This window comes from Fusobacterium sp. IOR10, from assembly GCF_010367435.1.
Taxonomy (GTDB): domain Bacteria; phylum Fusobacteriota; class Fusobacteriia; order Fusobacteriales; family Fusobacteriaceae; genus Fusobacterium_B.
Genome location: NZ_WJWY01000011.1, coordinates 17,427 through 40,904, shown reverse-complemented (window position 1 = coordinate 40,904; position 23,478 = coordinate 17,427). Strand labels below are relative to the sequence as shown.

The window sequence follows — 23,478 nt, the reverse complement described above, 5'->3', positions numbered from 1 at the left end:
AATATGACTAAAAGATACACTAAATTAGTATTAATAGCTTTAATACACATGTTTATACTATTCAATTGTTCTTTTGCAAATAAGTATAAAGAAGTAAAGGTTGGATTTTATAATATAGAAAATGAAATGGAAGAGGATTATTATGGTAATAAATCAGGATATAACTATTACTATATTCAGCAAATAAAGAAATATTCAAATTTTAAATATAATTACATCCATGGAACATGGAATGAATGTGAAGATAATTTATCCAAAGGGAAAATAGACATAATAGCTGGGATGATAAAAACTAAAGAAAGGGAAAAAAAATTTAAATTTTCAAAATATAGTATAGGAATGTTAGAAGGAGTTATGGTTGTATGCTCAGATAATAAATTAAATTTATCCAAGTACAATTTTACAAGTTCTAAAAAAGTAGGTGCTATTAAAGGGGAATTTTTAGGTGAGGAATACGCAAGAATATCAAAATTAAATAACTATAAAAATCAGATAATTTATTATGATACATATAAAGAATTGTGGGAAAATTTTTATATGGAAAAAATAGATATGGCCCTGTCATATACATCTTCAATTGCTTCTATGAAAGGAAGAAATATTAAAATAGTAGATTATTTTGATCCACAATTTACATATATTGCTGTTAAAAAGGGAGATGAAAAGTTATTAAATGACATTAATGAATCTATTAAAACAATGAAAAAGTATAATAAGGATGTTATCAAAAAATATAAGTATACTACATCTAAAAGAAATAATAAAATGTCATTGTTTTTTAATCAAGAAGAAAGGGATAAATTAAAAAATTTAACTAAAATAACATTTATATCTCCAAGTGGAAGAGGGTATTTTGCCTATAAAAAAAATGGAAAAAATAGGGGAATAGATTATGATTTAGCTAAATTAATTTGTGATAAATTAAATGTTGAACTTGATTATAAAGTTGTGGATAATTATTTAAATGCTCAAGAAATTAAAAAATTAGGGGAAAATGTTGTAATCTGCGGAAATTACTTTGACATGAATTGGGCAGAAAAAAATGATTTAAATTTAACATCTGAATATCTAGAAAGAAAATATTATAAAATAAGAAATAGTAATAAACCAATTTATTCTAAGGATAAGTTAAAGGTTGCAGTTGTTAAGAATAGTAATTTTACAAATTCCTATGTGAAGAAAAATTTTAGACCATCTAGTATATGTTATTATGACAGTATAGAAGAGTGTTTAGAAGCAGTTTACTCAGAGGAATGTGACATAACCTTCTGTGATCATTTAGTTGGAAATTTTTATTTTAATAACTATAAATATAATAAGCTATTTAAAGAATATATTTCTTTTGAAAATATGTCTTCCTTTGTTTTAAATGAAAGTTCTCCTATATTTAATTCGGTAATTAATAAGACAATTTCTTCCATAAAGGAAAAAGACATTATTCAAATTGTTTCTGATAATTTAGATTATAAGCCTAAAAATAGTCACATATTAAATTGGATTTATTTAAATTCAATTGAATCTTTTATAATTGGAATAATTTTAATATTTAGTATATTACATTTTATTTATTATTTCAGAATAAACAGGAAAGATAAATTAATAAAAAAAGTTACAGCTTTATCTAAAAAAGATTCAATGACGAAATTATACAATAGAGAAACCTTTGAAAAGGTAGTAACTAAATTGTTAGATACTAGAAATCCATATGAAATGTCAGCTTTTATAATGGTGGATATAGATTCCTTTAAATCTATAAACGATACCTATGGACATTTTATAGGTGACAAAGTTATAATTAAAGTGACAAGTTTATTGAAAAAATCCTTCAAAAATTCAGATATTTTAGGAAGAATGGGAGGAGATGAATTTGCTGTATTCATATATAATCTTGATAGAGAAAATTATGTGAATTCTAAAATTGAAAGATTAATTGTTGATATTAACAACTGTATGATGGAAGAAAAAGATGAAAAAAATAAAATGATAGTTAAATGTTCCTTTGGTATTACTTTTATTAAAGAGGAGAAAAAAACTTTTGAAAGAATGTATAAGGAAGCAGATGACGCTTTATACAAAGCAAAATCAGAGGGAAAAAATAAATATACAGTTTACAATGGAAAGGATGCTTAAATAAAAAATAGAAAAGGGTGATTTCAAATACATTGAAATCACCCTTTTAATTTATAGAAATTTTTTACATATTTTTAGCTTTGTTTTTACAAACTTCCATAGCTTGAATTATTGAGTTTCTAAATCCACATTTTTCAAGTTCTTTAACAGCGTCAATGGTAGTTCCCCCTGGAGAGCACACCATATCCTTTAATATTCCTGGATGTAGGTTAGTTTCAAGAACCATTTTAGCACTACCTAATACAGATTGAGCTGCAAATTTATAGGCAGAATCTCTACTCATTCCCCCAGCCACAGCAGCGTCAGCCATAGCTTCAATTAATATGAAAACATAAGCAGGTGAAGAACCACTTGTGGCAACAACAGTACTCATAATATTTTCATTAACTACTTCAACCTTTCCAAAGCTATTAAAAATTTCAAAAACATAGTCCAAATCTTCCTTTGTTATATTTGAATTAGGAACTATAGCACTCATTCCTTCTCCAACAAAGGCAGGAGTATTTGGCATTGATCTAACTATTTTAAGCTCTTTATTAAACATTTTTCCTAAATCTTCAAGGGAAAGATTAGGAGCAAGGGTTATAATAATAGTTTCTTCTTTTATAACATCTTTAATTTCATCAATTAATATTTTATAAATATTTGGTTTAACAGAAAGTATTAAAATATCAACATTTTTAGCAAGGTCCACATTGGAAGTTTCACCTTTTATGTTAAATTTATTAGAAACATCTTGTAATTTAGCAGTATCCTTGTCTGAAACCAAAATATTTTCACTAGAAACTATTTTAGAAGAAATGATTCCTTTAATCATTGCTTGCCCCATATTTCCTGTACCTATAAATCCTATTTTTCTACTCATAATTAAGACCTCTTTTTAAATAATATTTTCTTAATCATACCAAATATTATTTGTTTAGTCAATGAAAGGAGAAAAAGAATTAATAGTATATTTTGACTTTTAAAATCTCTTAGGGTAAAATAATATGGACAAATTTATATTACAAGGAGCAATATTTATGATTAGGATAAAGGGATTAAATTGTCAACTGGGAGGAAAAGAAATATTTAAAAATTTTAATTTGGAAATTAAAGCAGGGGAGAAGATAGTTTTAAATGCTGTATCTGGTAAAGGGAAGACTACCTTGTTTAATATTTTATTAGGTTTTCAAAAGGCTCAAGGGGAAATATATATTGATAGATGTAAATTAAATAAGTACACTATTTTAGATATTAGAAAAAAAATTTCCTATGTAAGCCAAGATATTGATTTTCAAAATAAAAATGTGAAAGAGTTAATAATAGAAATTATTAACTATAATTTAAATAAAAATAAAGTTTATTATGATGAGATACTAAAATATTTGGAAGATTTTAATATTTTAGATGCTCTCTACAAAAATGTAAGGGAGCTTTCTGGAGGGGAAAGACAAAGATTGGGCTTTGCTATTTGTATGGGATTAAATCGTGAAATATGGCTTTTAGATGAGGTTACAGCCTCTTTGGATATGGAAATGAAACTAAAGGTGAAAGACTATATTTTAAATAGCAATGCAACAGTTTTAATTATTTCCCACGATGATATTTGGGATTTTAAGGAGGTGAAGTGGTAATGGATATTTCTTATTACTCTCTATTTTTAACATTAATTTTACTACTTCCAGGAATATTTTTAGAAAAATATTTTAAGTTGGGAATTTTAAAATCCTCAACAATTTCAATTTTAAGAATGTTCATTCAACTTAGTTTAGTGGGGTTATACTTGCAGTATATTTTTATTTATAATAATCCATTTGTAAACGGAATATATTTATGCATTATGATAATTGCAGCAACATTTACAACAATAAAATCCATTAAAGTGAAAATGAAAGCTTTTTTAGTTATTTTTTTCCCAATGTTTTTTTTAATATTTGGATTTTCATTATTTTTTAATATAATTATATTGAAAGTTGGATTTTTTGAAGCAAAATATTTAATTCCCATATCTGGAATGGTTCTTGGTAATTGCTTAAATACATCAATAATATCCATGACTTCATTTTTATCTATTTTCAAAAATAGAAAGAAAGAGTATTTATATACTTTGAGTTTAGGAGCTAGTAAATTAGAAGCTTTGAAACCATATATGGCAGAGAGTATAAATTTAAGTTTAAGGCCAGCAATAGCTACAATGGCAACACTTGGAATAGTTAAACTTCCAGGAATGATGACAGGTCAAATTTTAGCAGGGAATCTACCTATGATAGCTATAAAATATCAAATTGCAGTTATGATACTTATATTTGGGGCACAGATGTACAATGCTTTTTTCATATTAATACTAGCTTCTAGGTTTTTCTTTGATGATTATATGCTACCAAGGGAAAATATGTTAAAATAAAGATAATAACAATTTAAAGGTAGGACAAATGATAAGAAGTAGATCCATACAAATAATAAATTTACTACTAGAAAAAAAAGAGCCAATTTCATTGAAATATTTATCCAAATATTTCTCCCTTAGTGAAAGAAGTATTAGATATGAAATAGAAAAAAACAATATATTGGAAATATTAAAGGGAGAATGTGTGGTTAGTGACTACAATGCCCTTGAGAATTTTTTAAAAACAGTGGAAAAATACATTCCATCCTATGAAGAAAGGGAACTTTATATAATGCTAAAAATATCCTTTGAAAGATATATTAATCAAAGGGATATTGCAAATGAACTTGATTTAAGTAAAAGCACTATAAAAGTTCATCTAAGGGAAATAAGAAAAAAATTAATAGACTATAATTTAAAGTTAGAGTTACTTCCTAAAAAAGGCCTTGAAATAATAGGGGAAGAGGAACAAATAAGACAGTTAGCCCTGAAAACATTGGTTTTTTCAGAGAAACTAGAAAGTAAATTTCTAAGGGATGTTATTGAAAAATACATAGGAGATATTGATGTAAAGGGAATAAAAATTTTTATAAATTACTGTCAAAAATTAATGGATAGGATAATTTCTGATGAAGCTTACATTATAATATTAAAATATATAAAATTAATGATTTACTTTAATAAAAACAAATGGGAAATTAAAAACATAAAAAACAGTAAATTTTTAGAAGATACCTTTGAATATAAATGTATTAAAAAATCAAAGGCTTTAATTGAAGGCTATTATGAAATAGAGGTTTTAAAGGAAGAATACCTAAAGATTACAGATTATTTTTTAGGGAGCCATACATACAATATTAATTATTCCTATTATGAAAACTGGGTTGAAATAGAAATAACAGTAAGAAGATTAATTAATTTAGTTAATGAAAAACTTGATGTGGATATTTCAAGGGATGAAACATTATTTTTAGAATTAGTTAATCATATAAAACCAACAATATATAGAATAAAAAATAAAATAATTTTAGATAATTCAATATATAAAGAGGTAATAGAAAGTTATCCTAAATTATTTGAAAATGTAAAAGAATCAGTTGGAAATTTGGAAAAATTCATAGATGAAAAATTTACAGATGATGAAATAGCCTTTTTAACAGTTCATTTTAAGTTAGCTATGGATAGAAATATAAAGAAAAAAAGAGAAAAATTAAAAGTTCTATTAGTTTGTGCCTCAGGATATGGAAGCTCAAAATTATTAGCTCAGCAATTAAAAGATAGGTATAGAATTAAAATAGTAGACACCATCCCTAGATATTTATTTGAAAAAAAGATAGAAAAGGAAGAAGTGGATTTAATACTTACAACAGTTTCCATAGATAATTACACAGGGGATAAAAAAATACTTAAGGTTAATTCTATTTTAACTAAGGAGGATATGAAAAAACTAGATGAATTTCCTGTTCAAAAGGACAATAAGAAAATTGTGTTTTCAGAACTTCTAGGGGTTTTAGAGGAAAATAGTGATATAGAAATAAATGAGAAACTTATTGAAAGTTTAAGGGCTTTCTTAGATAATAAATTGATAGATGATATTTTTCAAAAAAAACTTACAAAATTAGACTTTATTAATGAAAATATGATTAAAGTTTCAGGAAATGCTAAAAACTGGAAGGATGCAATAAGGGAAGCGGGAAATATTTTACTAGATTCAAATTGTATAAAAAAAGATTATATACAAGGGATGATAGAAGTTGTGGAAGAATATGGAGACTATATAATGCTTGTACCAGGGGTACTTTTCCCCCATGCTCAAAGTACAGGAAATGTTAATAAAACAGGTTTTGCCCTTGTGAGATATGACAATGAAATAGAATTTTTAAATAATAAAAAAATAAATTTTGTAATTGCTTTTTGTTCCAAGGATAAAAAGGAACATTTGAATATTTTAAATAAAATTATAACTGAATTTGAAGAGAGGGACTTGAAAAATAAAATAAAAAATACAAATAATTCTAAAAAGATTTTAGAATATTTTAAAGGGGATTAATATCCTCTTTTTTTTTTGAAAAAAATACTATCTTTTAGGAAAGTTCAAAAGAAGCTATAATATATTTAGAATAAGAGGATAGGAGATGGATACAATGTTAGAAAAAGAGCTAGAAGGAAAGATAGTTATTGTTGACCAGGTAAAAGACTGGAAAGAAACAATAAAAGAAGTAGCCAAACCGCTATTGGAAAGGGGGGATATAGAAAATTCCTATGTGGAAGCAATTTTTAGTAAAATTGAAAAAATGGGAAATTATATTATCATAGAACCTAAAATAGCCATGCCCCATGCAAGACCAGAAGATGGAGTAAATAAAACATGCATCTCTTTACTTAAGGTAAATGAAGGAGTTTTATTTGAAGGGGAAGATGAAAAGGTTTACTTAATATTTATGTTAGCAGCAAAGGACAATAATTCTCACATTGATATATTAAAAGGTTTAATGGATATAATTGATGATGAGGAACGTATTGAAAAATTAATTTTAGCTAAATCTATTGAAGAAACAAAAAAATTACTTAAATAAAGGAGAGATAAATGATAAAAATAGTTACTGTATGTGGAAATGGAATTGGAAGTAGTCTTATGTGTGCAATGAAAATTGAAGAAATTTGCAAAGAAGAGGGAATTGAAGCAGATGTAACTTCATCTGATTTTAATTCAGTTGCAGGAAAACAAGTGGATCTAATAGTTACAATAAAACAACTAGCAGAACAATTAAAGAATTATAATGTAGCTGAAATAAGAAGTTATACTAATAAAAGAAAAATAAAAGAAGATGTATTAGACAAAATTAAAGAATTAGTAAAATAAAATAGGAGGGAAATTATGAATTTACTTAGAATTATTGGAAATGATATTTTAACAAGTCCAGCATTTTTATTGGGAATAATATCATTAATAGGTTTAGTTGCCTTGAAAAAACCTTTTAATAAACTTATTACAGGAACATTAAAACCTATAATTGGTTATATTATGTTAGGTGCTGGTGCTGGGGTTATAGTAAAAAATCTTGATCCCCTTGGAAAAATGATTGAACATGGATTTAACATAACAGGGGTAGTTCCAAATAATGAAGCAATAACTTCCATTGCTCAAGATATTTTAGGAAAAGAAACAATGTTTATACTTTTGGCAGGATTAATAATAAATGTTTTAATTGCAAGATTTACAAAATATAAATATATATTTTTAACAGGACATCACAGCTTTTTTATGGCATGTATGTTGTCAGCAGTATTATCAACTTCAGGATTAAAAGGTGGAAGTTTAGTATTGGCTGGTGGATTTTTACTAGGAGCATGGTCAGCAATATCCCCTGCAATTGGTCAAAAATATACTGATTTAGTTACAGATGATGATGGTATAGCCATGGGACATTTTGGATCATTAGGTTATTATATTTCAGCTTGGATTGGAAGTAAAATAGGAAATAAAGAAAAAAGTACTGAACATATTGAAATTCCAGAAAAATATAATTTCTTAAGAGATTCTACAATTTCAACAGCTATTACAATGATTGTATTTTATTTAATTGCTGCTATAGTTGCAGGACCTAAATATGTTTCACAATTATCAGGGGGAACAAACTATATTGTTTATTCATTAACTGCAGCTTTAAGTTTTGCAGTTGGGGTAACAATAGTTTATAACGGTGTAAGAATGATATTATCAGAACTTATTCCAGCATTTCAAGGTGTATCCCAAAGAATTATTCCTAAAGCAATACCAGCAGTTGACTGTGCAGTATTTTTCACATACGCACCAAATGCAGTATTAATAGGATTCATATCTTCATTTATTGGAGGTATTATAGGAATGTTTATTTTAGGTGGAATAGGAGCAGTATTAATTATTCCAGGTCTTGTACCACATTTCTTCTGTGGAGCTACAGCAGGTATTTATGGTAATGCAACAGGAGGTAAAAGGGGAGCAGTTGTTGGAGCATTTGTTAATGGATTATTCTTATCATTTTTACCAGCATTATTGTTACCAGTACTAGGAAATTTAGGATTCCAAAATACAACATTTGGAGATTTTGATTTTGGAGTAATAGGAATCATCATAGGAAACTTAATTAATAAATTTGGTAATACAGGTATTATTTCAATAATTGCAGTATTCTTAATTGTTTTAATTGTACCAAACTTTATAAAAACAAAGACACATGTTATAAATGCTAAGGACGAATATTAAAAAGAAGGAAGATATCTATGAATAAAATACTTTGTGTTGGACATTCAGCTTTTGATATTACTTATTTATTGAAGAAATTTCCAGTGGAAAATAAAAAATATCAAGCAGAGGAAAGAACTATGGTTAGTGGGGGACCTGCAGGAAATGCAGCATATTTACTTGGAAAATATGGAGAAAAAGTATCCTATATAACTGTTCTAGGTGATGATTCTTATGGAAATGAAATTATAAAGGATTTAAAAAATGTAGGGGTTGATACTAAAAATATAGTAATGGATAAAAAGTATATAACCCCTTGCAGTTTAATAATTGCAAATGGAAGTACAGGGTCAAGAACTATTATAAACTATAGGGAAGAAAAGGAAATTTTTGATTTAAAGGTTAATTATAAAACTTCTCCTAAAATAATTCTTTATGATGGTCATGAATTACAAATAGCCCTTACTGTAAATAAATTGTTTCCATCAGCTATTTCTGTTTTAGATGCAGGAAGTTATAAAGAAGGTACTTTAGTATTGGGAAAACTAGTTGATTATTTCATTTGTTCTGAAGATTTTGCAATGGAATACTGTAAGATAAATAAGATAGAAGAAAAAGATTTTGATTATGTTTTGGAAAAATTAAAAGAATTAAATAAAAACACAATAATAGTTACCCTTGGTGAAAGGGGAGCTATTATGAAAAAAGAAGACAAGATAATTAAATATGAAGCTTTTAAAGCTTCTGCAATTGATACAACAGGTGCTGGGGACATATTCCATGGAGCCTTTGTCTATGGACTTAGCAATGGGTTTTCCATAGATGAAAACATTAGATTTGCATCAGCATGTTCAGCTCTTTCAGTTGAAAAATTAGGTGGAAGAAATTCAATTCCACACTTAGAAGAAGTTTATAAAAAATTAAAAGAAAAATAAAAAAGAGCTATGCTCTTTTTTTTTTAGAAAAAATAACAGGATTAAAATTAAAGTGATATAATAATATTATATACTTAATAAAGGGGGTAGAGAATGTTTAATATTATTAATTTGCATACAGTTGATCCTATTTTAATGTTTACTATTTTCATGGGAATTGTTTTAGTTGCTCCAATATTAGCAATTAAAACTAAAATCCCGTCAATAATTTACTTGTTAATAGGTGGAATGGTAGTTGGACCATATGGACTAGATATAGTTTCTAGAACTTTAAAAATAGAACTTTTAGGGGCAATAGGTCTCCTGTACATAATGTTTGAAGCAGGGCTGGAAATAAATTTACATGAGGTAAATAAAAATAAATCCTATAGTTTGATTTTTGGTCTATTAACATTTGCTATTCCTATGTTTTTAGGATTTTTAGGGGGAGTATATATATTGAAAATGAGTGCACTAAGCTCTCTTTTGTTAGCTAGTTTATTTTCTTCCCATACATTGATAACCTATCCAATTGTTAGTAGGTTTGGATTAAATAAAAGAAAAGGTGTAACTGCAGCAATTGGAGGAACAATTATAACTGATATTTTAGCCCTAGTGGTTTTAGTAATTGTAATTGCAGTGTATCAAGGAAATTCAACATTTTTATTTTGGGGGAAATTCATAGGTTTAACAACAATATATGTTATATTTTCAGCAAAGTATATACCTAAAATAGCAAAATATTTTTTTATTAAGTACGCTAAGGGAAATGGAAGTGAAGAATATGTTTTTATAATAACAATTACCTTTATACTAGCTCAAATTTCTCATATGATAGGATTAGAACCTATAATAGGAGCATTTTTATCAGGACTAGTGCTAAATAGTCTTATCCCAGAAAGAAGTATTCTAATGGCCAGGGTAAAGTTTATAGGGGAAACTTTATTTATACCATTTTTTCTAATTTCAGTTGGGATGTTAATAGATGTAAGCCAGTTTATAAAAAATAGGGAAACTATGAAAGTAGCAATATTTATGATTGTTATAGGGGTTTTATCTAAACTTATTGCAGCTTTTATTTTTGGGAAAATTATAAAATTAAAGAGCATAGAAAATATTTTAATTTTTTCCATGACTGTAAACCAAGCAGCAGCAACTTTAGCAGCAGTTACAGTTGGATATAATATTGGAATTTTAAATAAATATATTTTAGCAGGAACAATAACAATGATAATGATCACTTGTTTTGTGGGAACTTTTTTCACTGAGTATTCAGCTAGAAAAATGGCCTTTTCAGAGGATAAAGAGGAGGGGAGAATTTCTTCCCATAGAATTTTAGTTCCAGTTAATAGGGATATAAATTTGGAAAATTTAATGGAGTTTAGTTTTCTATTTCAAAACTTAAAAAAGAATGATCCAATATATTTTCTAAAAATAGTATTAAAAGAAAATGATAGTAATGAAGAAATTATAGAAAGTGAAAAATTATTAGAAAAAGTTGTGAAAAGGGGTAAGGAATTAAAAAGAGAAATAATTCCTTTAATAAGAATAAAAAGAGATATTTCCAATGGAATAGTAGAAACAGTTAAAGAAAACAGAATTTCAAAAGTGATGTTTACTTGGGACAGAAAACATCCTGAGGAAAATGTAGTATTTGGAGATGTGATAGATAAGTATACTAGGGAAAGTACATCCCTTATATATATCTTAAAGCTAGAACATAAGTTAGGGATAGCCTCTAAAACATATATTTTAATACCTAAATTAATAACTAAACATATTGGATTTTTAAAGATACTTGAAAGCACTTTGAAAAATTTAAGAGAATTAAATACTAAAATTGTTTTTATTTGTAAGGATGAAACTAAGGAAAATTTAGATAAGGTTATTAAAAATAGTAAGGATTATACTTTCTTAACTGTTAATAAATGGGAAATTCTAGATGAATTTGTTGAAAATTTAATTAAATCTGGAGACTTAATCATTTTCTTCCTAGGAAGAGAAGGGGAAAGTATATGGTGTAATTCCCAAGATAAATCTGCTAAAAGCTTAATAGAGGATTTAGAAAGTAATTTTGTTGGAATATATTTATCTTGTAGTGATGGTAATAACTCTTACTGTGACTTTAAAATTTAACAAAATTAAAGCAATTAAAAAACAATTTTATGGGATCAGAAAATTTGATAATTTAAGTAATTTACTTATGCTAAGAATTTTTTGATTCCTACACAGTTGTCAAAGAGCTAAAAAATTAAACTTTTTCTACTTAATTGATGTCTGAGTAAGTATAAGAGAATAAAGATTAAAAAAAATTAATTTTTTTTATTTACAGAGTTACAATCCTATAATAGACAAAAAAATAATTAAGGAGATGTTTAGATGAAAAAAATATTGATAGTATTAGCTGTTCTTTCAATGGTAGCATGTAATAATAAAACTAAAGAAGAAAATCCTCCTGCAACTTCACAAGAAGTTATTAGAGAAGAGTCTCCTAAAACTCAAGAGAAAGCATCAGAGATAAAAGATGCAACTTTAGAGAAAGCATCAGAGATAAAGGATGCAACTTCAAAGAAAGCATCAGAGATAAAAGATGCATCATTCTAAAAACTTTGTGATGGAAAATTATATATTATACTCCGTTCAATGTATAAAATAGAATGGATTAATAATTTAATCCTTAAAAAGATGATTCCTATATATATAGGAATCATCTTTTTTCGTAGTGTATTAAGGATATCTAATAGGAGGAAAGTATTGTGATAATTTAAGTAATTTACTTATGCTAAGAATTTCTTAATCCCCATATAGTTGACAAAGAGATTTTATTATAATTAATCTAAATCTTCAACAATTGTTTTTATCCATATACAAAAATCTTTTTCAACCTTTTTAGCAATTTCCATAACAGATTGATGAGAATGAGGCTTAGTTGCAATACCAGTTGCCATATTTGTAATACAAGAGATTCCTAAAATTTCCATGCCTAAATATTTAGCAACAATAGCTTCAGGTACAGTGGACATTCCAACAGCATCTCCTCCCATTAATGAGAAAGCTTTAATTTCACTAGCAGTTTCATATGATGGTCCAGTAGTTCCAAGGTAAACCCCTTCACTGTATTTAATATTTAAGTTTTTAGCTTTTTCTTTAGCAATGTTAATAAAATTCTTTGAATAAATTTCAGTCATATCTGGAAATCTACTTCCAAATCTATCGTCATTTTTTCCAATTAAAGGGTTAGTTCCAAAAAAATTAATATGATCTTTAATTATCATTAAAGTTCCATCTTGAAAACTTGTATTTATCCCCCCTGCAGCATTACTTAAAATTAATTTTTCTATTCCAAACATTCTCATAACATAAATTGGATAAGTAACTTCTTTCATAGGATATCCCTCATAAAAATGAATTCTTCCTTTCATAGCCATAACTTCAGTATCTCCAATTTTTCCAAAAATTAGTTTCCCATCGTGACCTTTAACAGTTGAAATAGGGAAATTAGGAATATCCTTGTAATCTATTTCAATATAATCTGTAATTTCATTTGCTAAGCTTCCAAGTCCACTTCCAAGAATAATTCCAACTTTGGGCTCATAATTAGTTTTAGATTTTATAAATTTTATACTTTCTAATATTTTTTCATACATAGAGTTCTCCTTTTTGAATAAATAGTTCTATTAATATAATAGTGGGTTCTCTAGATAAAGTCAACCCTGTCAATGGAAATTATCATATAAAAAAAGAATGATTTAAGAAAGCATTGAAATAGAAGGAATTGAGAAGGTTGCCTACACAATATATAGTATTTAAGTTGAAAGGTAGCACAATATATAGTATAATTTTCTTGCGAGGCAAATAATTACATTTATTTAAAAGGAGACGAGGAGTATGATTCAAACAATAAGGAAACGTAATGGGGATTTAGTTTCATTTTGTAGTGATAAAATAACAAGAGCAATATTTAAAGCAGCAACTGCAGTTGGTGGAAACGACTGGGAGAAATCTGAAAAATTGTCTTCAGATGTAACAAATATGCTTTTTGAAAAATATAAAAACACAGTTGATGTGGAATATGTTCAAGATACAGTGGAAAAAGTTTTAATAGAAGCAGGGCATGCAAAAACAGCCAAGGCCTATATTTTATATAGAGAAAAACGTCGTAGTGCAAGGGAAAAGAACGCTTTAGTAGGTGCAACAATAGATTTGTTTTCAAAATATTTAGATGACGGAGATTGGAGGATAAAAGAAAATGCCAACACTCAAAAGTCAATAAATGGAATGAATAATTATATTAGAGAAAATTTTACCAAAAGATATTGGTTACATGAAATTTATCCTAAAGAAGTTAGAGATGCTCATTTATCAGGGGACTTACATTTACATGATTTAGGATTCTTTGGTCCCTATTGTGCAGGTTGGGATTTAAGACAACTTCTTGTACAAGGTTTTGGAGGAGTGGAAGGAAAGATTGAATCAAGCCCAGCTAAACATTTTCGTAGTTTTCTAGGACAGATTGTTAATTCAACTTTTACAACTCAAGGGGAAACTGCAGGAGCTCAAGCGTGGAGTAGTTTTGACACTTACTGTGCTCCATTTATAAGATATGACAAACTTGATTATAAGGGAGTTAAGCAAGCTCTACAAGAGTTTATATTTAATTTAAATGTACCTACAAGAGTTGGATTTCAATGTCCATTTTCAAATTTAACATTTGATTTAAAGGCTCCATCAACATTAAAGGATCAACCAGTTATTATTGGTGGAAAATTAATGAAAGAAACATATGGAGAATTTCAAGGGGAAATGGATATATTAAATCAAGCTTTTTGTGAAGTAATGGAAGAGGGAGACAGAAAGGGAAGAGTATTTACTTTTCCAATTCCAACTATAAATATAACAAAGGATTTTGATTGGAACAGTAAGGTTACTGATAAAGTTATGGAAATAGCTTGTAAGTATGGAATTCCTTATTTTTCAAATTATGTAAATTCAGATTTATCTCCAGAGGATGCCCTTTCAATGTGTTGTCGTTTAAGACTAGACACAAAGGAACTTCGTAAAAGAGGTGGAGGATTATTTGGTTCAAATCCTTTAACAGGATCAATAGGAGTTGTAACTATAAACCTTCCTAGAATTGGATATTTATCCTCTACAGTGGAAGAATTCAAAGATAGATTGAAAAAATTCATGGATATAGCAAAGGAAAGTCTTGAAATTAAACGTAAAACTGTTGAAAAACAAACTGTTCATGGAATGTATCCTTATTCAGAAAATTATTTAAAGGAAGTACATGAAAGAACTGGGGAATATTGGTTCAATCATTTTAATACAATAGGTCTTATAGGAATGAATGAAGCATGTTTAAATTTCCTAGGAGAAAATAAAGATATTACAAGTAAAGAGGGACAGGAATTTTCTTTGGAAATTTTAGATTACATGAGAGAAGTAATAGCTAAATACCAAGAAGAAACAGGACATGTGTATAATTTAGAGGCAACTCCAGCTGAGGGAACAAGCTATAATTTAGCTGCTAAGGATAAAAAAAGATATAGGGATATAATTACTGCAGGGGATGAAGTTTTTTATTATACAAACTCTTCTCAACTTCCTGTAGGTTACACTGACGATATATTTGAAACTTTAGATTTGCAAGATGAATTACAATGTAAATATACAGGGGGAACAGTTTTACATCTATATTTAGGTGAACAAATTAAAGATATAGAAATAGCTAAAACTTTATTGAAAAAATCTTTTACAAATTATAAATTACCATATTTATCTTTAACTCCCACATTTTCAATTTGTCCAGAACATGGATATATAACAGGGGAAGTTGAAATATGTCCACAGTGTGGAAAAGAAACTGAAGTGTGGACAAGGGTTGTAGGTTATCTTCGTCCAGTTAAGAATTTTAATAAGGGTAAAACACAAGAATACTCAGAGAGAGTAAAATATGTGATAAAAAATTAAAGAGAGGTTCGTTCTATGAAATTTGGTGGAATACAGAGGACTAGTACAATAGATTTTCCTAAAAAATTAAGTTGTGTAGTTTTTACATTAGGTTGCGATTTAGATTGTTTTTACTGTCATAATAGGGAACTTATAGAAAATGGTGAAGAAATATCACAAAAGGATATAAAATTATTTTTAGAAAAAAGAAAGGGTTTATTGGAAGGGGTTGTAGTAAGTGGTGGAGAAGCTACTTTACAAAAAGACTTACTTGGCTTTTTTAAATATCTAAAAAAATTAGGTTATGCAACTAAATTAGATAGTAATGGACAAAATATTGAAATTATAAAAAAACTTGTGGAATCAAAGGTTGTTGATTACTTTGCTATAGATTTAAAAGCTACAGAAGATAAGTATATAAATGTTTGTGGTAAAAATGCAAATTATAAAAAAACATCAGAAACTATAAATTATCTTTTGGAAAATAATTGTGATTTTGAAGTAAGAACAACTTTATATCCAGGGATAACAAAAAATGATTTGGTTTCAATTGCCAAGAACTTTGGTACATTACCTCTTTGGAGATTTAATTATTTTCATATGCCTGAAACATTTAAAAAGGAAGATTTAAAAAGACTGAGAGGAAAAGCTTTAATAAAATATGATATGATAAAGATAAAAAAAGATTTAATTGAATTTCAGAAGAATATAGAAATATAAATAAGGAAGATTAGTTTAGTAATAAACTAATCTTTTTTTATAATATATTTAAAAAACTATAAATTAATGCTATAATATATTGTAATAGGATATTTGTTATTAAATTAGTACAAAAAGGTTTGTTTAAGTAGCTATTATTTTTTCTTGATTGGGGGGAAGCCATGAGCAATGATACATTAAGTCAAATATTTTTTGGAGTTTCCATAGGAGCTGTATTAGGAGCATGCTATGTATATTTTAAAAATAAATAATAAAAAAAATCCTTCAAAATTTGAAGGATTTTTTATTTTTATTTTATTTTATAATTTTGCAATCCATAAACCATGAATATTACAATATTCATATGCTGAAATAACTTTTTCATCTTTAGCTAGTTTAAAGTTTGCAATTGGTTCGTCACCAGGTTTGAAAGAATGGAATTGTCCACCATTTGAAGTTTCAAGATAGATCCAAACAATATAATGACTTTCAATCATTGGGTGAAGAGTAGATCCAACAGTTACTTTAACATCTTCTCCATTAACTTCAATTAAAGGAACATGTTTTTCCCCAGCAGCATCAGCAGTTTTAGGAACAAGTTCTTTCATAGCTTCTCCACAACAAAAAACTGGAATTCCTGAATCATGAAATTTTTTAACAATGTTACCACAGTGACTACAAACATAAAATTTAGTTTCTAACATATTAATTCCCCCTATTTTTATAAATAATGTGTAAAATTATGAATCTCTATTTAAAGTTTATAACATTTATTCAAATAAATCAACTAGGGACATAAAATTTTTTTAATATCCTTCTTTTTCCCCATTACTGTAACTGTTGTGTCCTTTTGGAAAATAGTTTTAGCAGTAACTTCAGATGGTTTATTATCAGATAATGTTATTGTAAGTATAAGGAGATTATACTTGTTTTTAATATCCATTTCAGCTAAGGTTTTATTTGAAAGTTCCAAAGGAACTTCATTTAAAAAAACTTGAGCAATTACATTTGTTCCAAAATTTTCAATAACCATTACTGAATTAATGTTTTCCTTGGCAATAAAGTAACGATAAATTTTTTCTGACAATTTATTAAATATAAATTTCACTAAAAAGAATTTTCTAACAAAGTAAAATGTTATAAGTAAAGCTATAAGTACAAATACTTCTACCAAGGAAAAACTATTGTCCTTAAGGTTGTAAGCTACAATCATACTTATGATTCCAGAAACAATTGTTGCAGTGAAAGTATAACCAAATATCATAATTATTTTAGCTAAACTTCTTCTTTTTTTACTCTTTAAAATAAGCTCACTTTCAGATGTTGTAAAACCAGAATTAGTTAAAAGAGAAATAACTTGAAATCTAGCTTTATCTTCACTCATTCCAGTTAATCTAAACATTACTGTAAATATATCAGAAAGAAGAATATCTAGTACAATTAAAAAGAAAAATAATATAACTATTATATTTATAAGATTACCCCCTATTTTTTATGAGTTAAAACAAAATCAGCAACAGATTTTGCCACTACTTTGACTACTCTCTCATCAAAGGCATCAGGGATAATATAGTCATTTCTTAAATCTTTTTCATCAATAACAGCAGCTATTCCCTTAGCAGCAGCTATTTTCATTTCATCAGTTATTTGTTCTGCCCTTGAATCTAAAGCTCCTCTAAAAATACCAGGGAAGGCAAGAATGTTATTTATTTGATTAGGATAGTCAGAACGTCCTGTACCAACTATTTTAGCTCCTCCAGCAATGGCTTCTTCAGGATAAATTTCAGGCTCAGGATTTGCCATTGCAAATACAACAGCATCTTTATTCATAGTTGAAACCATTTCCTTTGTTAATAGTCCAGGAGCTGAAACTCCAATAAAGGCATCTGCCCCAACAATAGCTTCTTTTAATCCACCCTTTATATTTTTAGGATTTACAAAGGTAACCAAATGTTTTTTAAGATCATTATAAGAATCAACATCATCCTTTGTTAATATTCCATCTATATCCACAGGAACAATTTCCCCTGCTCCCATTTTATTAAGAAGTTTACAAATTGAAGAACCTGCAGCTCCAGCACCACTTATAACAATTTTAACATCTTCAAATTTCTTTTTTAATAATTTAAATGAATTTATAAGTGCAGCAGTAACAACAATAGCAGTACCATGTTGATCATCATGGAAAACTGGTATATTTAGTTCATCTTTTAATCTTGTTTCTATTTCAACACATCTAGGAGCAGAAATATCTTCTAAATTTATTCCCCCAAGACTAGGAGCAAGAAGTTTTATAGTTTTTATAATTTCTTCTGGATCCTTAGAATCTAGACAAATTGGAAAAGCATCAATATTTGCAAATCTTTTGAAAAGAACACATTTACCTTCCATAACAGGAAGAGCAGCATAGGGACCAATGTCTCCAAGTCCAAGTACAGCAGTTCCATCTGTTATTACTGCAACAGTATTTCCCTTTCCTGTATATTTATAAATATCCTCTTGATTTGCATGGATTTTTCTGCAAGGTTCTGCAACTCCAGGTGTATAAGCAAGAGATAAATCATCTTTAGTATTTACATCAACCTTACATACAATTTCTATTTTACCTTTTTTTTCTTCATGTAGTTTAAGAGCTCTTTCATAAACAGTCATTTAAAATCCTCCCTCATTTCTTCTTAAGTTATTGTATTATATCATTAATTTATTATATCATAAGAAAGAAAAAAAGATAGTTATATCTAGGTATATTTAAGAATAATGAAATATATTCATTTATACCTTTAGGTTTTAAATTAAGTATGTTAAAATCTACATATAAAAAATGTTAAAGGGGAGATTATATGAGAGAGATAGAATTAGATCTTGTAACAAAGGAAGTGGAAAGATTATGTATTGAGTCTAATTATTTCATTTGTGAAGATGTTCTAGAAAAATTAAAGGATTCCTATGAAAAAGAAGAATCAACTGTTGGAAAGAATATACTAGGACAAATTTTAGAAAATGACAAAATTGCAGCAGAAGAACAAGTTCCAATTTGTCAAGATACTGGACTAGCAGTAATTTTTCTTGAAGTGGGAACAGAAGTTAAAATAAATGGAGATATTTATGAGGCTATTAATGAAGGAGTTAGAAGAGGGTATACAAATGGTTATTTAAGAAAGTCAGCTGTAAAACATCCCTTAGATAGAGTTAACACAAAGGACAATACCCCTGCAATAATACACACAAAATTAGTGGCAGGATCAGATAAAATAAAAATAATAATGGCTCCAAAGGGTGGAGGTGCTGAGAATATGAGTACTGTTAAAATGTTAAAACCAGCTGATGGAATAGAGGGAGTTAAGAAATTTGTAGTTGATTTTGTTAAAAATGCAAGTGGGAATCCTTGTCCTCCAATATTTGTAGGAATAGGACTTGGTGGAACTTTTGAAAAAGCAGCTTTACTAGCAAAACAAGCTTTATTTAGAGATGTTAACGATGAAAGTGATAATTTAATTGATGCTAAACTTGAAAAAGATTTATTGGAGCTTATTAATAAAACTGGTATTGGTCCAATGGGACTTGGGGGAATGACCACTGCCATTGCAGTAAAAGTTGAAAGCTTCCCTTGTCACATAGCTTCATTACCACTTGCAATAAATATTAATTGTCATGCTTCTAGACATAAATCAGTTGTTTTATAGACATAAGTAAGTTTTAGGGAGGATAAGATGAAATTAACTACACCTTTTAAGGAAGAGGATTTAAAAAAATTAAAAATAGGTGACAGTGTAGAAATAACAGGAACACTATATACAGCAAGGGATGCAGCACATAAAAGACTAGTTGAATTAATTAAAGAAGGAAAGGAATTACCCTTTAACATAAAAGATCAAGGTATTTTTTATGTGGGACCAACTCCACCAAAACCAGGAAAGGTTATAGGAAGTGCAGGACCAACAACTAGTTATAGAATGGATTCCTTTGCTCCAATCTTAATGGAACATGGTTTAAAAGTAATGATAGGGAAAGGTGGAAGATCAAAGGAAGTTAAAGAGGCAATGAAAAAATATAAGGGAGTTTATTTAGGAGCAATTGGTGGAGCAGGTGCATTACTTTCAAAATGTATAAAGAAAGCTGAATTAATTGCCTATGAAGATTTAGGTGCAGAGGCTATAAGAAAATTAGAAGTTGAAAACTTTCCAGTTATAGTTGTAAATGATATATATGGTGGGGACCTTTATGAAGAGGGACAAAAAAAATGGAATAGGGAAGATTAAAAGTTATTTTAAAATTATTTTGGAGGATGTATAATGGAATATAGAATAGAAGTGGATTCAATAGGAGAAATAAAAGTTCCAAAGGATGCATATTTTGGTGCTCAAACTTGGAGAGCAGTGCATAATTTTCATATTACAGGATACCATACACATCCAGCCTTTGTTAGAGGGTTAGCCTATGTGAAAAAGGCTACCTCAATGGCAAATGCCCATGCAGGTGTTGTGAAAAAAGAAATAGCAAATGTTATGGTTCAAGCTTCTGAGGAGATTTTAGCAGGAAAATTTGATGACCAATTTATAACAGACGTGATTCAAGGGGGAGCTGGAACTTCTGTAAATATGAATATAAATGAAGTTATAGCAAATAGAGGAAATGAATTACTAGGGGGACAGTTAGGTATTTATGATAAGGTTCATCCAAATGATCATGTTAATTTTGGGCAATCTACCAATGATGACTTTCCAACAGGTGGGAAAATTGCAGTTCAACTTTTTGGAAAAGAACTTTTAATTGAAATGAAAAGATTAGATAGGGTTTTAGAAAAAAAAGCAAAAGAATTTGATCATATGATAAAAATGGGAAGAACTCATTTACAAGATGCTGTTCCAATTAGAGTAGGACAAGAATTTAGAGCTTTTTCAGGACCTATAAAAAGAGATGTAAAAAGAATTAAATCAGCTTTAGACGATTTGAAAATAATAAATATGGGAGCAACTGCAGTTGGAACAGGAATTAATGCAGATATTAATTATATGGAATGCGTTGTGAGAATATTATCAGAAATAACAGAAATAAAGTTTACCCAAGCAAAGGATTTAGTTGATGGAACAAGAAATTTAGATGGTTTTGTATGGTTGTCATCAGCTTTAAAAACCTGTGCAACAAATTTATCAAAGACAGCTAATGATATTAGATTAATGGCTTCAGGACCTAAAACAGGACTAGCAGAAATTAATTTACCAAAGCAACAACCAGGTTCTTCTATTATGCCAGGGAAAGTAAATCCAGTTATACCAGAAGTTTTAAATCAAGTTTGCTTTCAAATATTTGGAAATGATTTAACTATAACAAAGGCAGCAGAGGCAGGGCAATTTGAATTAAATGTTTTTGAACCTGTATTGTTTTTTAATTTACTTCAATCCCTTGAAATTTTAAAAAATGGAATAAAAACCTTTATAGATAATTGTTTAATCGGTATTACAGTAAATGAAGAAAGATGTAAGGAAATGGTTGAAAACAGTATTGGAATCATCACTGCTGTAACTCCTCACATAGGTTATAAAAATGCAGCTAATATAGCTAAAATATCTTTGGACACAGGGGTTCCTGTGAGAAAATTAATTTTAGATGAAGGACTTTTAAATTCAGAAGAATTGGATATTATTCTAAATCCATTTGAAATGACTAAACCTGGAATTTCAGGAAAAATTTTATTAGATAAAAAAAATAAATAAGAAAATTTACCAAAGGGCAATCTTTAATTATAAAGATTGCCCTTTATATGTTATAATTTAAAATATAACATATAAAGGAGGAGATGTTTTGGATAAGAAAAAATCAGCTAAAATATTTAAAGCTTTTTGTGATGAAAATAGGTTGAAAATATTGGAAGTTATAAAAAATGATGAAAAATGTGCGTGTAAACTTTTAGAAGAACTTCATATTAGCCAATCTACATTATCTCATCATATGAAGGTATTAGGAGATGCAGGGGTTATAAAGTCGAGAAAAGAAGGAAAGTGGACTCATTATTCAATTAATAATAAGGGACTAGATAAACTTATTAATATTCTTCAAATGTATAAAAATTAAAATATTCATATTGACATTCATAGATATGAAGAGTATAATAACTTCATAAAACCATTTAATGTGGTTTATATTTTACAAGTATATATCGATATCCATAGATACGTTAGGAGGTTTTATGTTTAGTTGGTTAGATTATTTAGTAACATTGTTAGTTGAAAATGTTTTTGGAATTCAGGTGGATACTCCCCTTGGAAGTTCAGTTCACTTTTTTTTCTATGATACTGTGAAAATTGTAATTTTATTAGGGATAATGATTTTTGTAATATCTTACATTAGAAGTTATTTTCCACCTGAGAGAACTAAGAAAATATTAGAAAGATTTTCAGGGGTTTCAGGAAACATTATAGCTTCTCTTTTGGGAATTGTTACTCCCTTTTGTTCTTGTTCTTCAGTTCCTATATTTATAGGATTTATTGAAGGAGGAGTTCCCCTAGGAGTTACATTTTCATTTTTAATAACTTCTCCAATAGTAAATGAAGCAGCCTTTGCAATTTTACTAGCTTCATTTGGTTGGAAAATAGCCTTTGTATATGTTGTTACAGGAGTTGTAATTGGAGTAGTTGGAGGAATGTTAATTGGAGCTTTAAAATTAGAAGGTTCAATAGAAGAGTATGTATTTAAAATGCGTGTTGGGGAAGTTTCAATTGAAACATTATCTAAGTCAGATAGATTAAATTTCGCCCTTGAAAATGTAAAGGATATTGTAAAAAGAGTTTGGTTATTCTTATTAATTGGTATTGGATTAGGAGCAGTAATTCATGGATGGGCTCCAGCAGAGTTATTAAGCAAATATGCAGGTCCTGATAATCCCTTTGCAGTATTAATATCAGTTGCAGTTGCAGTGCCACTATACTCAAATGCCCTTGGAACTATTCCCATTGCAGAAGCATTAATAGCAAAGGGAGTTGGTATAGGAACAGCTCTAGCCTTTATGATGGGAACAACAGCACTTTCCTTACCAGAAATGATATTACTTAGGAAAGTAATTAAGCCAAAATTAATTGTGGCCTTTGTTTTAATAGCAGGATTTTCAATTGTTTTAGTTGGGTATTTATTTAATGGAATAGCTCCTTGGCTTATTTCATAAAATAGGAAATAAATTTTAACATAAATATATA

Annotated in this window: 22 protein-coding genes; 17 read left to right on the top strand and 5 right to left on the bottom strand. The window is 28.1% G+C overall.

Going from position 1 to position 23,478, the window contains the following annotated elements; genetic code table 11:
• Positions 1–3: 3 nt before the first annotated feature.
• The gene (locus GIL12_RS04635) at positions 4–2,130 is read left to right on the top strand and encodes a GGDEF domain-containing protein (protein ID WP_163469197.1); all 2,127 of its coding nucleotides are present in this window, start codon (positions 4–6) and stop codon (positions 2,128–2,130) included.
• Positions 2,131–2,194: 64 nt separating this feature from the next.
• Here the strand turns inward: GIL12_RS04635 and proC are convergent, their stop codons facing one another.
• Complete coding sequence (gene proC / locus GIL12_RS04630; RefSeq protein ID WP_163469196.1) at positions 2,195–2,995, bottom strand: pyrroline-5-carboxylate reductase; 801 nt, start codon at positions 2,993–2,995, stop codon at positions 2,195–2,197.
• 157 nt (positions 2,996–3,152) lie between these two features.
• Between proC and GIL12_RS04625 the strand changes: the two genes are divergently transcribed.
• From GIL12_RS04625 to GIL12_RS04585, 9 genes are all read left to right on the top strand, one after another.
• Complete coding sequence (locus GIL12_RS04625; protein ID WP_163469195.1) at positions 3,153–3,746, top strand: ATP-binding cassette domain-containing protein; 594 nt, start codon at positions 3,153–3,155, stop codon at positions 3,744–3,746.
• Entirely contained in the window at positions 3,746–4,516 is a 771-nt protein-coding gene (locus GIL12_RS04620; RefSeq protein ID WP_163469194.1) for an ABC transporter permease, read from the top strand. Before GIL12_RS04625 ends, GIL12_RS04620 begins: the two co-directional genes overlap by 1 nt.
• A gap of 28 nt (positions 4,517–4,544) precedes the next feature.
• On the top strand, positions 4,545–6,548 hold the full coding sequence (locus tag GIL12_RS04615; protein WP_163469193.1) for a BglG family transcription antiterminator: 2,004 nt from the start codon (positions 4,545–4,547) through the stop codon (positions 6,546–6,548).
• A gap of 85 nt (positions 6,549–6,633) precedes the next feature.
• Positions 6,634–7,074: a PTS sugar transporter subunit IIA gene (locus GIL12_RS04610; RefSeq protein ID WP_239056063.1), complete on the top strand. Its 441-nt coding sequence runs from the start codon at positions 6,634–6,636 to the stop codon at positions 7,072–7,074.
• 11 nt (positions 7,075–7,085) lie between these two features.
• The gene (locus GIL12_RS04605) at positions 7,086–7,361 is read left to right on the top strand and encodes a PTS sugar transporter subunit IIB (protein ID WP_163469192.1); all 276 of its coding nucleotides are present in this window, start codon (positions 7,086–7,088) and stop codon (positions 7,359–7,361) included.
• Positions 7,362–7,376: 15 nt separating this feature from the next.
• Positions 7,377–8,744 carry a PTS ascorbate transporter subunit IIC gene (locus GIL12_RS04600; RefSeq protein WP_163469191.1) on the top strand — a complete coding sequence of 456 codons (1,368 nt, stop codon included), beginning with the start codon at positions 7,377–7,379 and terminating at the stop codon, positions 8,742–8,744.
• Between the two features lie 17 nt (positions 8,745–8,761).
• Positions 8,762–9,658, top strand: a complete 897-nt coding sequence (locus tag GIL12_RS04595) for a carbohydrate kinase family protein (protein WP_163469190.1) — start codon at positions 8,762–8,764, stop codon at positions 9,656–9,658.
• A 93-nt stretch (positions 9,659–9,751) separates the two neighbouring features.
• Positions 9,752–11,773: a cation:proton antiporter gene (locus tag GIL12_RS04590; protein WP_163469189.1), complete on the top strand. Its 2,022-nt coding sequence runs from the start codon at positions 9,752–9,754 to the stop codon at positions 11,771–11,773.
• A gap of 243 nt (positions 11,774–12,016) precedes the next feature.
• A complete protein-coding gene (locus tag GIL12_RS04585; protein WP_163469188.1) occupies positions 12,017–12,241 on the top strand; it encodes a hypothetical protein in 225 nt (74 codons plus the stop codon).
• A gap of 227 nt (positions 12,242–12,468) precedes the next feature.
• Here GIL12_RS04585 and GIL12_RS04580 read toward each other — a convergent pair whose 3' ends face one another.
• Positions 12,469–13,284: a purine-nucleoside phosphorylase gene (locus GIL12_RS04580; RefSeq protein WP_163469187.1), complete on the bottom strand. Its 816-nt coding sequence runs from the start codon at positions 13,282–13,284 to the stop codon at positions 12,469–12,471.
• Between the two features lie 241 nt (positions 13,285–13,525).
• Between GIL12_RS04580 and GIL12_RS04575 the strand changes: the two genes are divergently transcribed.
• On the top strand, positions 13,526–15,610 hold the full coding sequence (locus GIL12_RS04575) for a ribonucleoside triphosphate reductase (RefSeq protein WP_163469186.1): 2,085 nt from the start codon (positions 13,526–13,528) through the stop codon (positions 15,608–15,610).
• A gap of 15 nt (positions 15,611–15,625) precedes the next feature.
• The gene (locus tag GIL12_RS04570; RefSeq protein WP_163469185.1) at positions 15,626–16,309 is read left to right on the top strand and encodes an anaerobic ribonucleoside-triphosphate reductase activating protein; all 684 of its coding nucleotides are present in this window, start codon (positions 15,626–15,628) and stop codon (positions 16,307–16,309) included.
• Positions 16,310–16,608: 299 nt separating this feature from the next.
• Here GIL12_RS04570 and GIL12_RS04565 read toward each other — a convergent pair whose 3' ends face one another.
• From GIL12_RS04565 to GIL12_RS04555, 3 genes are all read right to left on the bottom strand, one after another.
• A complete protein-coding gene (locus GIL12_RS04565; protein ID WP_163469184.1) occupies positions 16,609–16,992 on the bottom strand; it encodes a desulfoferrodoxin family protein in 384 nt (127 codons plus the stop codon).
• A gap of 83 nt (positions 16,993–17,075) precedes the next feature.
• Complete coding sequence (locus GIL12_RS04560) at positions 17,076–17,672, bottom strand: hypothetical protein (protein WP_163469183.1); 597 nt, start codon at positions 17,670–17,672, stop codon at positions 17,076–17,078.
• A 101-nt stretch (positions 17,673–17,773) separates the two neighbouring features.
• The gene (locus GIL12_RS04555; RefSeq protein WP_163469182.1) at positions 17,774–18,940 is read right to left on the bottom strand and encodes an NADP-dependent malic enzyme; all 1,167 of its coding nucleotides are present in this window, start codon (positions 18,938–18,940) and stop codon (positions 17,774–17,776) included.
• Between the two features lie 188 nt (positions 18,941–19,128).
• On the opposite strand from GIL12_RS04555, the gene GIL12_RS04550 reads away from it, so the two are divergent.
• The 5 genes from GIL12_RS04550 to GIL12_RS04530 all read left to right on the top strand — a co-directional run bounded on the left by GIL12_RS04550 (position 19,129) and on the right by GIL12_RS04530 (position 23,447).
• A complete protein-coding gene (locus GIL12_RS04550) occupies positions 19,129–19,971 on the top strand; it encodes a fumarate hydratase (RefSeq protein WP_163469181.1) in 843 nt (280 codons plus the stop codon).
• 27 nt (positions 19,972–19,998) lie between these two features.
• Complete coding sequence (locus GIL12_RS04545) at positions 19,999–20,547, top strand: Fe-S-containing hydro-lyase (RefSeq protein WP_163469180.1); 549 nt, start codon at positions 19,999–20,001, stop codon at positions 20,545–20,547.
• Positions 20,548–20,580: 33 nt separating this feature from the next.
• Complete coding sequence (locus GIL12_RS04540; RefSeq protein WP_163469179.1) at positions 20,581–22,002, top strand: aspartate ammonia-lyase; 1,422 nt, start codon at positions 20,581–20,583, stop codon at positions 22,000–22,002.
• Between the two features lie 88 nt (positions 22,003–22,090).
• Positions 22,091–22,360 (top strand): helix-turn-helix transcriptional regulator, encoded by a 270-nt coding sequence (locus tag GIL12_RS04535; RefSeq protein WP_163469178.1) that lies wholly within the window; start codon positions 22,091–22,093, stop codon positions 22,358–22,360.
• Between the two features lie 115 nt (positions 22,361–22,475).
• On the top strand, positions 22,476–23,447 hold the full coding sequence (locus GIL12_RS04530) for a permease (RefSeq protein WP_163469177.1): 972 nt from the start codon (positions 22,476–22,478) through the stop codon (positions 23,445–23,447).
• Positions 23,448–23,478 lie beyond the last annotated feature (31 nt).

Coding starts and splice junctions, on each gene's coding strand:
- GIL12_RS04610 (WP_239056063.1), top strand. CDS start 6,634: ATGGATACAATGTTAGAAAAAGAGCTAGAAGGAAAGATAGTTATTGTT.
- GIL12_RS04540 (WP_163469179.1), top strand. CDS start 20,581: ATGGAATATAGAATAGAAGTGGATTCAATAGGAGAAATAAAAGTTCCA.
- GIL12_RS04615 (WP_163469193.1), top strand. CDS start 4,545: ATGATAAGAAGTAGATCCATACAAATAATAAATTTACTACTAGAAAAA.
- proC (WP_163469196.1), bottom strand. CDS start 2,995: ATGAGTAGAAAAATAGGATTTATAGGTACAGGAAATATGGGGCAAGCA.
- GIL12_RS04565 (WP_163469184.1), bottom strand. CDS start 16,992: ATGTTAGAAACTAAATTTTATGTTTGTAGTCACTGTGGTAACATTGTT.
- GIL12_RS04545 (WP_163469180.1), top strand. CDS start 19,999: ATGAAATTAACTACACCTTTTAAGGAAGAGGATTTAAAAAAATTAAAA.
- GIL12_RS04595 (WP_163469190.1), top strand. CDS start 8,762: ATGAATAAAATACTTTGTGTTGGACATTCAGCTTTTGATATTACTTAT.
- GIL12_RS04600 (WP_163469191.1), top strand. CDS start 7,377: ATGAATTTACTTAGAATTATTGGAAATGATATTTTAACAAGTCCAGCA.
- GIL12_RS04605 (WP_163469192.1), top strand. CDS start 7,086: ATGATAAAAATAGTTACTGTATGTGGAAATGGAATTGGAAGTAGTCTT.
- GIL12_RS04620 (WP_163469194.1), top strand. CDS start 3,746: ATGGATATTTCTTATTACTCTCTATTTTTAACATTAATTTTACTACTT.
- GIL12_RS04550 (WP_163469181.1), top strand. CDS start 19,129: ATGAGAGAGATAGAATTAGATCTTGTAACAAAGGAAGTGGAAAGATTA.
- GIL12_RS04580 (WP_163469187.1), bottom strand. CDS start 13,284: ATGTATGAAAAAATATTAGAAAGTATAAAATTTATAAAATCTAAAACT.
- GIL12_RS04590 (WP_163469189.1), top strand. CDS start 9,752: ATGTTTAATATTATTAATTTGCATACAGTTGATCCTATTTTAATGTTT.
- GIL12_RS04560 (WP_163469183.1), bottom strand. CDS start 17,672: ATGAGTGAAGATAAAGCTAGATTTCAAGTTATTTCTCTTTTAACTAAT.
- GIL12_RS04555 (WP_163469182.1), bottom strand. CDS start 18,940: ATGACTGTTTATGAAAGAGCTCTTAAACTACATGAAGAAAAAAAAGGT.
- GIL12_RS04530 (WP_163469177.1), top strand. CDS start 22,476: ATGTTTAGTTGGTTAGATTATTTAGTAACATTGTTAGTTGAAAATGTT.
- GIL12_RS04575 (WP_163469186.1), top strand. CDS start 13,526: ATGATTCAAACAATAAGGAAACGTAATGGGGATTTAGTTTCATTTTGT.
- GIL12_RS04585 (WP_163469188.1), top strand. CDS start 12,017: ATGAAAAAAATATTGATAGTATTAGCTGTTCTTTCAATGGTAGCATGT.
- GIL12_RS04625 (WP_163469195.1), top strand. CDS start 3,153: ATGATTAGGATAAAGGGATTAAATTGTCAACTGGGAGGAAAAGAAATA.
- GIL12_RS04570 (WP_163469185.1), top strand. CDS start 15,626: ATGAAATTTGGTGGAATACAGAGGACTAGTACAATAGATTTTCCTAAA.
- GIL12_RS04635 (WP_163469197.1), top strand. CDS start 4: ATGACTAAAAGATACACTAAATTAGTATTAATAGCTTTAATACACATG.